We start from the raw sequence: 12,654 nt of genomic DNA, 5'->3' as shown, positions 1-12,654 counted from the left end.
TGGCTGCGAATGTATTGCTCGACATCGGCAGCAAGCCGATACCGATGAACAAGGCGAGAGCAGTGCTGGGGAACAGATGCTTCATGCTGATTCGACGCGGGGACAATTGATAACGCATATTAGGCCGTCTTTGAAGTCGCCGGTTCTTTGAGAGCCGGTCGCATAATGCAAAAAGCCCGACGCTATAACTTCGGGCTCAGTCCAGACTCACTATGGAGGCACTGTGAAAGCATTGCAAGGCGTTGACGGTCAAGCGGTATGGGTTGATGAGGCGAGTCCTGCGTGCGATGTAGGACAAGTTCGTATTCGAGTGGCTGCAGCGGGCCTCAATCGTGCCGATTTATTGCAGAAAGCGGGTCTTTACCCGCCGCCGCCGGGGGCCAGTCAAGTGCTCGGTCTAGAGTGCTCGGGAGTAATCAGCGAGGTGGGGCCGGGTTCATCCTGGCAGGTTGGCGACCGGGTTTGCGCCTTGCTGGCCGGGGGCGGGATGGCCGAAGAGGTGGTTGTCGACGGGCGGCACGTGCTGCCGGTTCCCGACGGAGTGTCACTGGTCGCAGCGGCTGCATTGCCCGAAGTTTATGCAACGGTCTGGCTGAATTTGTTTCAACTGGCTGCGCTCACCCCAGGTCAGAAAGTTCTTCTGCATGCTGGAGCAAGTGGAATTGGTTCAGCGGCCATTCAGCTGTGCAAGGCCTTCGGCAACCCGTGTTGGGTCAGCGTCGGCTCCGCCGAGCGACTGGCGTACTGCGAAGCGCTGGGCGCCCAGGGCGGCGTGGTGCGTAACGAGGATCTGGAGAGCCTGCGGGATCTGGGGCCGTTCGACGTGATTCTCGACCCGGTGGGCGGCAATTACGCGGCATTGAACCTCAAGTTGTTGGCGCAAGATGGCCGTTGGGTGTTGATCGGTCTGATGGGCGGCCGCGAAGCCAAGCTGGATCTGGCCCAGGTGCTGGCCAAGCGTGTGCAGTTGCTGGGTTCGACCCTGCGCAGCCGTGACGATCAGTTCAAGGCCGATCTGTTCAGCGATCTACGCCTGCACGTGTGGCCGTTGTTCGCCGAGGGGCGCTTGAACCCGCAATTGGCCAGGACCTTTGCGATCACGGATGCCGAAGCGGCGTTTGCCGAGCTGGCGAGCAATACCGTGGCGGGGAAAGTGGTGTTGGTGATTGACGAGAGTCTGAACTGACAACGAGAAACCTGTGGGAGCGAGCTTGCTCGCGATTAGCGGAGTGTCAGTTGATATTAATGTAACTGACTCGCCGCCATCGCGAGCAAGCTCGCTCCCACAGGGGGGGGCGGGTTATTTCCAGTCGTGAATCGGCCACCCGGCCTTTTCGGCGTGCTCCAGCAAGACCGGATCCGGGTTGACCACGTGCGGGAAATCCACCTTCAGCAACAGCGGCAGGTCGTTGCGAGAGTCGGAATAGAAACTCGCGCCTTCGAGGTTTTCCTCCTCTGCATCCAGCCACTCCAGCAAGCGCACGATCTTGCCTTCGCGGTAGGTCAGGGTGCCCACGGTATGGCCGGTGTAAACGCCGTGGGCCACTTCCAGTTCGATGCCCAGAATCTCGTCGATGCCCAGGCGCTCGGCGATGGGGCCGACCAGGTGCGTACCCGAGGCCGAGATCACCAGGATCCGGTCGCCGGCCTTGCGATGGGCTGCGATGGTTTTGGTGGCGTCGCTGAAAATGGTTGGTTCGATGAAGTCTTCCACCCACGGGCCAACCAGATGCTCGACCTCTGCGGGCGTACGACCAATCAACGGCTCCAGGCTGAAGGTCATGTAGTCCTCCATGCGCAGTTTGCCGTGGCTGTAGGCGTCCATCAGTTCGTTGTTCTGCCGCATGAACGACTCGGGATCGACCCAGCCCAGGCGGCCCATCTGCTCGCTCCAAAGGGTAGCGCAGTCGCCGTGGATCAGGGTTTCGTCCAGATCAAAAATTGCCAGGGCCATCAGTGCAGTTCTCTCTTCAGCATAAGCAAAGGCATCAGGCTACCTCACACAGGGCCGTCGGATCGATGGAAAGCGCCAGGCGCTGACCATCGGGATGCAGATCGGCCGCCGAGCGGTTCAGCACATCCACCACCAATTCCACGCCCCGGGCTTCGACCCGGTAGCGAATCACGTTGCCCAGCAGGCTGTGGCTGCGTATCTGCGCGTCCAGGTCGCCGTCAAGACTCAGTTCGATGGCTTCCGGGCGAATGGCGATGCGCTTGCTGATCGGTCTCTGCAACAGCTTCGAAGCGCTGTCGGCATCCAGCAGGTTGTAGTTGCCGATGAAGCCGGCAGCGAACACGTCCACCGGCGCAGTGTAGAGGGTTTCGGCGTCGCCGCTTTGTACGATCTTTCCCTGATTCATCAGGAAAATCCGGTCAGACATGGTCAGGGCTTCTTCCTGATCGTGTGTGACAAAAATCGTGGTCAGACCCAGTTCGCGCTGGATCTGACGGATCTGTTCGCGCAGATGCTTGCGAATTCGCGCGTCCAGGGCCGACAGCGGTTCGTCCAGCAACAACAGGCGTGGCCGGGTCACCAGTGAGCGGGCGAGGGCGACACGCTGGCATTGGCCTCCGGACAGTTGATGCGGATAACGCGCGGCGAAGTCGGTCAGCTCCACCAGCTTCAACACTTCGGCAACACGCTTCTGGCTGTCGTCGGCGTTGACCTTCTGCATGCGCAAGCCGAAGGCGACGTTCTGCTCCACGCTCATGTTGGGGAACAGGGCATAGCTCTGGAACACCATGCCGATACCACGTTTTTGCGGGCTCAGGGGCACGATGTCCTGACCATCGAGCAGGATCTTGCCGCCATCGACCGAGGTCAGGCCGGCGATGCAGCGCAGCAGGGTGGATTTGCCACAACCGGACGGGCCGAGCAGGGTGACGAACTCACCTTTCTGGATCTCGCAGTTGATGTCACTGAACACCGTGGTGCCTGCGTAGTCTTTTTTCAGATGTTGGACGCTGACGAAGCTCATTGGCTTTTGTCCTTGTTCAAGATATTGGCAGCCCAGGTCAGGATCAGCACAAAGAAGAAGTAGGAGATCACCAGCGCACTGGTGAAATGACCGCTGCTGTTGCGCATGTTGTTGAGGTAGACCTGCAAGGTTTCGTAGCGGGTGCCGACGAGGATGTTGGCGAACACGAACTCACCGAACAGGAACGAGAACGACAGCAGCAGTGCCACCATCAGGCCCTTGCGCAGGTTCGGCAGCACTACCAGGAACGCTGCTTGGAAGGTGCTGGCGCCGAGCAACTGAGCGGCGTCCATCAGGTCGCGCAGGTTGATCGCTTGCAGGTTGTTGGTGATCGCCCGGTACATGAACGGCAGCGCCACGGTGAAGTAGCAACCGATCAGGATCCACGGCGTCCCGACCATGGCGAAGGGGCCGGAACCATAGAGCTGCAGCAGCCCCACCGAAGACACCACCGGCGGCACGGCGAAGGGCAGCAGGATCAGGATGTTCATCAGCGCGTCGAGTTTCGGGAAGTGGTAATGCACCACGAACAGCAGCGGCAGAATCAGCACCACCGAAAGAATCAGCGAACCGACGCAGACCAGCAGCGATTGCCCGAACGCTTGCAGGAAGCGTGGATCGCTCCACAGCTGGATGTACCATTTGAGGGTGAAGCCGCTGGGCAGAATGGTCGCCGACCAACTGCTGGCGATCGAGTAGACCAGGGTGCCGGCCAGCGGCAACAGCAGGATGGCAAACAGTAAATACACCGCGACGCGGTGATAGACACCGGCGGGTCCCAGTTCAGCGCGAGACATGGTAGCTCCTCTTCAACAGCAGCTGGTGCACGATGGTCACCAGGGTCATCAAGGCCACCAGCACCACGGCCAGGGCGCTGGCCAGGTTCGGGTCCAGGGAAATGTCACCGGACACCATCGCCGCGATGCGGATCGGCAGCACGTTGAAGTTGCCGGTGGTCAGGGCATATACCGTGGCGTAGGCACCGAGGGCGTTGGCCAGCAGGATCACGAAGGTGCCGAGCAATGCCGGGGTCAGCACCGGCAGACCGATGTGACGCCAGAACTGCCAGCCATTGGCGCCGAGCAGCTCGGCAGATTCGCGCCAGTCTTCACGCAGGGCGTCGAAGGCCGGGTACAGCAGCAGTACGCCGAGGGGAATCTGGAAGTAGGTGTAGAGAATGATCAGCCCGGTTTTCGAGTACAGGTTGAAATCCTGAATGATGCCGGCCTGCTTGAGCATGATGGTGAAGCTGCCGTTGAAGCCGAGCAAAATGATGAATGCGAAGGCCAGGGGCACACCGGCGAAGTTGCTGGTCATGTTGGCGAAGGCATTGACGAAGTTGCGCAGTTTCGAATCGACCTGGCGCAGGGAGTAGGCGCCAAGTATGGCGATGATGATCCCGAACACGCTGGACCAGAAGCTGATCTCAAGGCTGTACTGGATCGCCTGCAGGTAAAACTTCGAACTGAATATTTTGCTGAAGTTGGCCAGGCCCCAGCCGAACTCTTCCGATTGCAGGCTGTTGATCATCACCCAGGTCAGCGGGGCGATTTCGAACACGATGAAGAACAGCGCGAACGGGACGAGGCACAGGGCAGCGAGCCATTTACTGCGGGTCATGGCATTCACTTGAGCAACTCCCGGCAGACCGGTTTGTCGTGAGGCACGCCCAGCAGTTCGCAAACGGTACCGCAGATCTCGGTCTGTTTCGGCGCGGCGCCGGCGTCGAAGCTGAATGCGTCACCGAGAACGAACAACGGCACCTCACGTTCTTCCGGCAGCAGGCCGTTGTGGGAACGGTCGTTGTTCATGCCGTGGTCGGCGGTGACCAGTACCTGATAGCCGGCATCGAGCCAGCCTTGCAGGTAGTCGGCCAGGATGATGTCGGCCGAGCGCGCGCTGTTGCGGTACTGCGGTGTGTCGAGGCCGTGCTTGTGCCCGGCGTCGTCGATGTTCATCGGGTGGATCAACAGGAAGTTCGGCGCATGGCGCAGGCGTAGGTTTTCGGCGTCGGCGAACAGGTGCGAGTCCGGGTAGTGATCGTTCCAGTAGAAATGGCCGTGCTGGATCGGCAGATTGGGGTTGTCGGTGTGACGATCCCGGGCCGCCACGAAGGGCGAACGGTTATACAGTTCGCTGACCCAGTGGTAGGCCGCCGCTGCGGTCGTCAGGCCGGCAGCGGTGGCGTAGTGATAAATGCTGCGCTGGTTGGACAGGCGTGAAACGTTGTTGTGGACGATACCGCTGTCGATGGGCGGAACGCCGGTCAGGATGCATTCGTAAAGCGGTCGGGACAGGGCCGGCAACTCGCACTCCAGTTTATAGAGTGCGGCGCGACCGGCGCCGACGTACGCCTGCAGGTGCCCCATGGCGTGGCGGGCGACCTCGTAGTTGAGGCCGTCGAGCACGACAAGGATGACGTTGTGCTTCATAGGGGCAAAAACTCCGTGTAACAGATATTCGAAGCTCACTCGATCCACTGTGGGAGCGAGCTTGCTCGCGATGAGGGACTACCACTCAACATCAATGTTGAATATCAGATCGCTATCGCGAGCAAGCTCGCTCCCACAGGGATTCTCATTGGCCCATCAAAAATGATGGGCTACACGGTTACTGCATATTGATAATGACTTCTTCCTGCCACTTCTGAGGAAGACCCTTGGAGGTCTTTTCCCACGCATCCGCGTCTTTGATCGGCGTCACTTTCTTGTACTGCTCGTTAGGCAGCAGCTTGGCCTGCACCTCGGCTGGCAGGGTCAGGTGCTCGGCACGAATCGGACGGGCGTTGCCCTTGGCCAGGTTGATCTGGCCGGCGTCGCTGAAGATGTATTCGCGGGCCAGCTTGGCGGCGTTCGGGTTCTTCGCGTACTTGTTGATGATGGTGGTGTAGCCGGAAATCACCGAGCCGTCCGACGGGATCAGCACCACGTAGTCATCCGGGTTGGCCATCTTGGCCTTGTAGCTCAGGCCGTTGAAGTCCCAGACCACGCCGACTTCGATTTCGCCTTTTTCCATGGTGGCAATCGTCGGGTTGGACATCGACAGGCGACCTTGCTTGGCGATGTCGGCGAACATCAGCAGGGCAGGCTGGAGGTTTTTCTCGTCGCCACCGTTGGCCAGTGCCGCGGCGAGTACGCCGTTGGCGGCCTGGGCTGCGGTGCTCACGTCACCGATGGAGACCTTGTATTTGCCGGTCTTGAGGTCAGCCCATTTGGTTGGTGCTTCGGAACCGTGCAGCAACTTCTTGTTGACGATGAAAGCGATGGTGCCGGTGTAGGCCAGTGCCCAGTTGCCGTCCTTGTCCTTGGCCCAGGCTGGAACCTGTTCCCAGGTGGAAGGCTTGTAAGGCTGGACTACGCCTTGCTTGACCGCGATCGGGCCGAACGCTGCACCGACGTCGCCGATATCGGCGCTGGCGTTGTCTTTTTCCGCCGCGAACTTGGCGATCTCCTGGGCCGAGCTCATGTCGGTGTCGATGTGCTTGAGGCCGTACTTGTCGCTCAGGTCTTTCCAGGTGCCGGCCCAGTTGGCCCAGTCATCGGGCATGCCGACGCTGTTGACGGCGCCTTCCGCTTTGGCAGCGGCTTCCAGGGTTTTCAGATCATCAGCCGCCATGGCGGCAGTGCACATTGCGATGGTCGAGCCTAACAGTGATGCCAGGAAAAGCTTTTTCATTCCGAAGCTCCTTGGGTCGTGTTCAACGCTGCGATTGCGGTTTGTGTTGGTCTAGGTCAGCAATACCTGAGCCAATTTAAGGGGGCTGGATGACACTTTGATGTCGCTCGTCGCCCGGGATGACTTTTTGTTGAGCGCTATCGCGGGTGGCCTGCTAAGCGTAGACCATGGTCAAGGCCCCGGCAGGCAAGGGACTTGGCCGATGAATTGCAGGTTGTTGAAAGATGAGGAAGCCAGGGAATGGCGACCGTTGGGCAGCTTTGTCACATCTCGGTCATCTACGCTGCCTACGCTTGCAGACTATTGAATGAGCCGGTTTGCGCTGCGGTTCTGCCCCGAATTGGTGCTGGTCTAGTCCAGATAGGTAACATTGATGCGTGACGAGGCAACAAAAGCGGTGACAGCCATTGGCCAAGTGCTTCAGGAACAGATCGACCACGGTCTGTTGGCGCCTGGCAGCAAATTGCCGGCCGAGCGCAAGCTCAGTGAATTGTTCGGCACGACGCGGATCACTTTGCGTGAAGCGTTGTTGCAGTTGGAGTCACAGGGGCAGATTTATCGAGAGGAGCGTCGCGGCTGGTTCGTCTCGCCGCCACGCCTGGCGTACAACCTGATGCAGCGCAGCCACTTTCATGCGATGGTCAGCGCCCAGGGGCGGGTTCCGTCCACCGAGGTGATTTCGGCGCGATTGCAACCGGCATCGGCGGCGGTCTGTGCCTGGCTGCAATTGCCGGCGCTGTCGAGCGTGATCCAGATCTGCCGCTCGCGGCGCATCGACGGGCGGCTGGTCCTGTATGTGGAGCACTACCTGAACCCGCAGTATTTTCCGGGGATCCTCGATTTCGATTTGAATCAGTCGATCACCGAGTTGTATGCGCGGCATTACGACTTGCACTACGGCCGGGTGCGCTTCGAGATTGTGCCCACGGCGTTGTCGGTGGATGCGGCGGCGGCATTGAAGGTATCGGTGGGTAGCCCGGGCTTACAGATTGCCCGGGTCAACTATGACCAGCATGAGCGGTTGATCGACTGCGACCTGGAGTTCTGGCGGCATGATGCGATTCATGTCGGTGTGGATGTTGTCTAGCGTCCGACCTTCCTGTAGGAGCGAGCTTGCTCGCGATGGTCGTTAACGATTACGCGTGTTTACTGGCTAAACGCGGTGTTCTTGAGTTCATCGCGAGCAAGCTCGCTCCTACACGGGCTATTCATTCTGCGGGCCACCACCCGCGGTAACCACCTGAATGCTCATCCGCGGTGTCGCCAGATCCAGTCCGGCTTCATCCATATGTCGTTTCAGCGAAAGATTGAACGCCCGTGAAACCTCCCACTGCTTGATTGGCGCGGTCTTGAAGCGGGCGCGAAGGATTGCGTTGCCCGACTCGAAACTTTCCACCCCCTGAAACTCCAGCGGCGACCAGATATTGCGCCGCTGTAGCGGATCGGTGCGCATTTTCTGGGCGACTTCGCGCATCAGTTTGATTGCGTTGTCGATGTCCATGCTGGCGGGCACTGCTACGCGGAAGATCGCGTAGCCGAATTCCCGGGAGTAATTCTTGATGCTTTTGATTTCGCTGAACGGAATGGTGTGGACGATGCCATCGATATCTCGCAGGCGCACGGTGCGGATGGTCAGGCCTTCGACTGTGCCGAGGTGGCCGCCGACATCCACGTAGTCGTCGATGGCCAGTGAGTCTTCGATGATGATGAACAACCCGGTAATCAGGTCGGCCACCAGTGATTGTGCGCCAAAACCAATGGCCAGACCGATCACACCGGCACCGGCCAACAGCGGTGTGACGTTCATGCCCATGTTCGCCAGCGCGACAATCAACGCAACGATGAAAATCGCCACGAACAGCACGTTGCGAATCAGCGGCATCATCGTTTGCGCGCGGGCATTGGCCAGGCCTTTGCGCGAGCGGGTGAGGGCGTGGTGCACGGCGGTGTCGCTGAGAATCCAGATCAGCCAGGCGAACAGCAGCGTACCGGCGAGGCTGAACAGTTTGACGCTGACTTCATGGCCATCGCCTTCAGTGAAGCGGATCAACGACATGCCCCAGACCCGCAGGCCGAGCTCGATAAAGGCCAGCCACACCAACAGGTGGAGGATGGTGTAGAAGAAATTTTTCAGCCTTTCCGAATACACGGCGTAACGCCGGATGCCGCGCTGGGGCTTGAGGGCATGGCGGCGTACCAGGCCGTTGATGACCATGCACAACACCAGCAACACGGTGCAGATCAGCGACTGGCGCAGGGCAGTGCTGGTGTCACCGGCGGAAATGAACGTCGCGAACAGGGAAATGGCCACCAGCACCAGCGCCGGTACGTACCAGAAAGTGCCGAGAATCGACAGGGTGTCGTTGAGGGCGCGGCGGGTCAGGCGTCGGGACAGCGGCTGGTTGCGGATCAGGTGGGCGATCGGGCGGCGGAAACGCAAGATGAACCGGGCGGTGGACAAGGCTGCGAGGACGTTGGCAACCGTGGCAGCAGTGTGGGCCAGATGGCTGCCGAGGCTGTCGACCAGTTTTGGATCGCTCAGCGCTTCGCCAAACGCGGCGAAGCTGCCGATCAGCCACAGCGGCCGAAACGCCTGGTGCCGCAGAATGTACAAGGCGCGGTGGCGGTGTGGACCGTCGAGCAGGGAAAAGGCAATCACGCAGATGGCCGAGAAGCAGGTGCCGACCACCAGTGCATAGGCCAGCACCATGGCCAGGCTTTTACCCAGGGACGAGGGCAGGGCGTAGCTCATGTAAACCGTGATCACCAGGGCGATCAACCATGGCCCGAGCTTGCGCAAGGCGAAGCGCAACATGTCCAGTGCTCGGGGGTGCTGCGGCAGTTCTTCGGTCAGGCCGAAACGCATCCGCACGCGGTGGCTTATCCAGATCAGTGCGGCGGCAAGCAGGCTCCAGACCATCAGGATCATGGCAAAGGCAAAGAGCATGGGTAGCCATTCATTGGCCGGCAGCGCCAGCGCCACCAGTTCTTCCTTGGCCTGATCGAACTCGCTGGACCAGCGAGTGAGCGGACTGTCGTCGCCGGAAAATTTCTTCTCGATAGTGGCCAGGGTTCCGCCAATCAAGCCCAGCACGCCTTCTTCGGTAATCGGCTGGGCCTTTTGGGTGGCGTCACGGAGCTTTTTCAGATCGGCCAGCAGTTTGCTGCGTTGCTGATCGTTCTCCAGTGACTTGATCACTTCGTCCAGGGATTGCCCCAGCGGTTCCTGTGCTTCGGGCTGCGCCTTGGCCTGGCCGCTGAGCAGGCTTGGCAGGCCGACCGCCTGGGCAGGCGCCACCGGCAGCAGCGTCATCAGGCAGACAAGGAAAAAGCACGGCAGGGCAAAAAGACGAACGAACACTAGGCGGTCAACCTCGCAAGGAGCGGATCGACCGAGTGTACGAGCCCGTCAAAATCAATGCGAGCCAAGGGTGATGAATTATTCGTTGAGTTTGGCGAGGATCTTGATCACCACGGTCGCGAGGATGCTCAGCATGCCGATCCACATGGTGAACACTCCGGCATTTTTGTCGCGAAAGTTGAAGCCGACGGCCAGCAGGATCATCCCTGCAAGAATCGGGACCAGCATGGCGTGAAAGGTAGACATCGAAATCATGGAGACAGCCTTGTCGAATGGATACTTGAAGTCTAGGCGGCTTTTGACGCGGCCGGTGTGATGAGTGTGTAGGAGCGAGCTTGCTCGCGATGAACGTCAGGGTGCCGCGATTATCCAGGCAACCCCCGTCATCGTTCACGTCCATCGCGAGCAAGCTCGCTCCTACAGAGTATTGCGGGGTTTACGGCAATTCGCGGCAGGCGTAGAACGCGCTCAGCACCTTGACCAGATGCGCCAGGTCATGGCTGCCACACAATTCGCGGATCGAGTGCATGGCGAACGTTGGCAGGCCGATGTCCACGGTGCGTACACCCAGATGGCTGGCAGTGATCGGGCCGATGGTCGAGCCGCAGCCCATGTCGCTGCGCACCACGAAACTCTGCACCGGCACTTCTTCAGCCATGCACAGATGGCGGAAGAATCCGGCGGTTTCGCTGTTGGTGGCGTAGCGCTGGTTGCTGTTGACCTTGATCACCGGGCCGGCGTTGAGTTTCGGGCCGTGGTTGGCATCGTGTTTGTCGGCGTAATTCGGATGCACGCCGTGGGCGTTGTCAGCCGAAACCAGCAGGGATTTCTGAATGGTGCGTACGAATTCATCCCCTTCAGGCAGCAGGCGACGCAAGGTTTGTTCAAGCATCGGGCCATCGGCACCGCAGGCCGAGCAGGAACCGACTTCTTCGTGGTCGTTGCAGACCAGCACGCAGGTTTCATCGGTGTCGGTCGTCAACAGCGCTTGCAGGCCGGCGTAGCACGACAGCAGGTTGTCCAGGCGCGCGCCGGCGATGAAATCACCGTGCAGACCGATGACCGCAGCGCTTTGGGTGTCGTAGAAGCTCAGCTCGTAATCGAGCACTACGTCGGCGTTCAGGCCGTGTTCGCGGGCGAGTTGATCGGTGAGCACCGCGCGGAAGTCCACACGCTCGTCACCGGCAAATTGCGCGAGGATCGGCGGCAGTTCGGTCTGGGCGTTGATTGCCCAGCCCATGTTGGCTTCACGGTTGAGGTGAATCGCCAGGTTCGGAATGATCGCGACCGGAGCCTTGAAGTCGATCAACTGGCTCTCGACCTTGCCATCACGCCGGAAGGTTACGCGGCCGGCCAGGGATAGATCACGGTCGAACCACGGCGCCAGCAGCGCGCCGCCATAGACTTCGACGCCCAACTGCCAGAAGCCCTGGCGTTGCAGCTCCGGTTGCGGCTTGACGCGCAGGCACGGGCTGTCGGTGTGGGCGCCGACCAGGCGAATACCGCCATGCAGCGGCGAATGACGGCCCATTTTGATCGCGACAATCGAAGAGTCGTTGCGTGTGACGTAGTAGCGACCGTTGGCTTCGGTATACCACGGCTCGCGCTCGTCGAGGCGTTGATAGCCCGCCGCTTCCAGGCGTTGAACAAGGCTGGCGGTGGCATGGAACGGGGTAGGGGAGGCCTTGAGGAAATCGATCAGGCCTTGGTTCAACTCTTCGCGCATAAAGTAGCTCCAGACAGCAGTGGCGCCAGTTTAACGTATTGGTTGCAGAAGTGGCGGGGGACTGCTGGTGGGGTGATGCCAGGATTGAATCTGGCAGAGAACCCTGTGGGAGCGGGCTTGCCCGCGAAGGCGGTTTGCCAGTCAGCATTGATGTCGCCTGGCACGACGCCATCGCGGGCAAGCCCGCTCCCACAGGGATTACATCTGTTTCAGAACGGTGCCGGGCACTCGAAGCGCAGGCGCTCGCCACTTTGCGGATGGGTGAAGGTGAGCATGCTCGCATGTAGGCACAGGCGCGGCCAGGCTGCCAGTGCTTGTTCATGGGCATAGAGCCCGTCGCCCAGCAGCGGATGACCGATCGAGAGCATGTGCACGCGCAACTGGTGGGAGCGGCCGGTGATCGGTGTCAGTTCGACGCGGCACCAGTCGCCGCAACGTTCGAGCACGCGCCAGAAGGTCAGCGCATGTTTGCCGAACTCATGGTCGACCACATGCCGTGGTTTGGTCGGCGGGTCGTAGCGCAAGGGCAGGTCGATGCTGCCGCTGTCGAGTTCCGGCTGACCCCAGCACAGGGCGGTGTAGGCCTTTTCGGTTTCGCGGTCGTGAAATTGCCGGGACAGCTCGCGATGGGTGTCCGGGTCGCGGGCCAGCAGGATGATGCCGGAAGTTTCCCAGTCCAGCCGATGGACGATTCGCGCTTCCGGGTAGCCGTTTTCCTGCAGGCGGGTAATCAGGCAGTCCTTGTTGTCATCGGCCCGGCCAGGGACAGAGAGCAACAGGGTCGGCTTGTTCACCACCAATACGGCGGCGTCCTGATGGATGATGTGAACGTTGGACAACGGCATTAAAACAGCCTCGTAACAAATGCCAACGGCGGCTCAGGTCCCTTCCGGTTGCAGAAGGGACCTGAGCCG

General features: G+C 60.2%; 12 protein-coding genes. 2 read left to right on the top strand and 10 right to left on the bottom strand.

The genetic code is table 11. The annotated features are described in order from the left end of the window. The first annotated feature begins 223 nt into the window (after positions 1-223). Positions 224-1,186, top strand: coding sequence for a zinc-binding dehydrogenase (locus PMI29_RS11505; protein ID WP_007999695.1), 963 nt, complete (start codon positions 224-226; stop codon positions 1,184-1,186). A gap of 114 nt (positions 1,187-1,300) precedes the next feature. On the opposite strand, the gene PMI29_RS11510 is transcribed toward PMI29_RS11505, so the two are convergent. From PMI29_RS11510 to PMI29_RS11535, 6 genes are all read right to left on the bottom strand, one after another. Then, positions 1,301-1,954: an HAD family hydrolase gene (locus PMI29_RS11510; RefSeq protein ID WP_007999692.1), complete on the bottom strand. Its 654-nt coding sequence runs from the start codon at positions 1,952-1,954 to the stop codon at positions 1,301-1,303. 34 nt (positions 1,955-1,988) lie between these two features. Continuing rightward, a complete protein-coding gene (locus tag PMI29_RS11515) occupies positions 1,989-2,978 on the bottom strand; it encodes an ABC transporter ATP-binding protein (protein ID WP_007999689.1) in 990 nt (329 codons plus the stop codon). Next, entirely contained in the window at positions 2,975-3,775 is an 801-nt protein-coding gene (locus tag PMI29_RS11520) for an ABC transporter permease (RefSeq protein ID WP_007999687.1), read from the bottom strand. The genes PMI29_RS11515 and PMI29_RS11520 overlap by 4 nt, the downstream gene beginning before the upstream one ends. Next, the gene (locus tag PMI29_RS11525; RefSeq protein ID WP_162130681.1) at positions 3,762-4,598 is read right to left on the bottom strand and encodes an ABC transporter permease; all 837 of its coding nucleotides are present in this window, start codon (positions 4,596-4,598) and stop codon (positions 3,762-3,764) included. The genes PMI29_RS11520 and PMI29_RS11525 overlap by 14 nt, the downstream gene beginning before the upstream one ends. Before the next feature lie 5 nt (positions 4,599-4,603). Then, entirely contained in the window at positions 4,604-5,410 is an 807-nt protein-coding gene (locus PMI29_RS11530) for an alkaline phosphatase family protein (protein WP_007999683.1), read from the bottom strand. Positions 5,411-5,588: 178 nt separating this feature from the next. Then, positions 5,589-6,653 carry an ABC transporter substrate-binding protein gene (locus tag PMI29_RS11535; RefSeq protein ID WP_007999681.1) on the bottom strand — a complete coding sequence of 355 codons (1,065 nt, stop codon included), beginning with the start codon at positions 6,651-6,653 and terminating at the stop codon, positions 5,589-5,591. Between the two features lie 373 nt (positions 6,654-7,026). Here PMI29_RS11535 and PMI29_RS11540 point away from each other — a divergent pair, with 373 nt between their 5' ends. After that, positions 7,027-7,740, top strand: coding sequence for a UTRA domain-containing protein (locus tag PMI29_RS11540; RefSeq protein WP_007988162.1), 714 nt, complete (start codon positions 7,027-7,029; stop codon positions 7,738-7,740). Positions 7,741-7,857: 117 nt separating this feature from the next. Here the strand turns inward: PMI29_RS11540 and PMI29_RS11545 are convergent, their stop codons facing one another. From PMI29_RS11545 to PMI29_RS11555, 4 genes are all read right to left on the bottom strand, one after another. Next, a complete protein-coding gene (locus PMI29_RS11545) occupies positions 7,858-10,014 on the bottom strand; it encodes a mechanosensitive ion channel family protein (protein ID WP_007999679.1) in 2,157 nt (718 codons plus the stop codon). A gap of 78 nt (positions 10,015-10,092) precedes the next feature. Beyond that, positions 10,093-10,269, bottom strand: a complete 177-nt coding sequence (locus PMI29_RS32305) for a hypothetical protein (RefSeq protein WP_007999677.1) — start codon at positions 10,267-10,269, stop codon at positions 10,093-10,095. Between the two features lie 181 nt (positions 10,270-10,450). Continuing rightward, the gene (locus PMI29_RS11550) at positions 10,451-11,740 is read right to left on the bottom strand and encodes a M18 family aminopeptidase (RefSeq protein ID WP_007999675.1); all 1,290 of its coding nucleotides are present in this window, start codon (positions 11,738-11,740) and stop codon (positions 10,451-10,453) included. Positions 11,741-11,949: 209 nt separating this feature from the next. After that, positions 11,950-12,585, bottom strand: a complete 636-nt coding sequence (locus PMI29_RS11555) for an RluA family pseudouridine synthase (RefSeq protein ID WP_007988158.1) — start codon at positions 12,583-12,585, stop codon at positions 11,950-11,952. Positions 12,586-12,654: the final 69 nt, after the last annotated feature.

The organism is Pseudomonas sp. GM49 (assembly GCF_000282355.1).
Lineage (GTDB): Bacteria > Pseudomonadota > Gammaproteobacteria > Pseudomonadales > Pseudomonadaceae > Aquipseudomonas.
The sequence above is the reverse complement of the archived record's forward strand: the minus strand, read 5'-3'. Positions and strand labels throughout refer to the sequence as shown.

Excerpts from the sequence above, each read along its gene's own strand:
- PMI29_RS11520 (WP_007999687.1), bottom strand. The coding sequence starts at position 3,775 with ATGTCTCGCGCTGAACTGGGACCCGCCGGTGTCTATCACCGCGTCGCG.
- PMI29_RS11530 (WP_007999683.1), bottom strand. The coding sequence starts at position 5,410 with ATGAAGCACAACGTCATCCTTGTCGTGCTCGACGGCCTCAACTACGAG.
- PMI29_RS11550 (WP_007999675.1), bottom strand. The coding sequence starts at position 11,740 with ATGCGCGAAGAGTTGAACCAAGGCCTGATCGATTTCCTCAAGGCCTCC.
- PMI29_RS32305 (WP_007999677.1), bottom strand. The coding sequence starts at position 10,269 with ATGATTTCGATGTCTACCTTTCACGCCATGCTGGTCCCGATTCTTGCA.
- PMI29_RS11540 (WP_007988162.1), top strand. The coding sequence starts at position 7,027 with ATGCGTGACGAGGCAACAAAAGCGGTGACAGCCATTGGCCAAGTGCTT.
- PMI29_RS11515 (WP_007999689.1), bottom strand. The coding sequence starts at position 2,978 with ATGAGCTTCGTCAGCGTCCAACATCTGAAAAAAGACTACGCAGGCACC.
- PMI29_RS11555 (WP_007988158.1), bottom strand. The coding sequence starts at position 12,585 with ATGCCGTTGTCCAACGTTCACATCATCCATCAGGACGCCGCCGTATTG.
- PMI29_RS11525 (WP_162130681.1), bottom strand. The coding sequence starts at position 4,598 with ATGACCCGCAGTAAATGGCTCGCTGCCCTGTGCCTCGTCCCGTTCGCG.
- PMI29_RS11510 (WP_007999692.1), bottom strand. The coding sequence starts at position 1,954 with ATGGCCCTGGCAATTTTTGATCTGGACGAAACCCTGATCCACGGCGAC.
- PMI29_RS11535 (WP_007999681.1), bottom strand. The coding sequence starts at position 6,653 with ATGAAAAAGCTTTTCCTGGCATCACTGTTAGGCTCGACCATCGCAATG.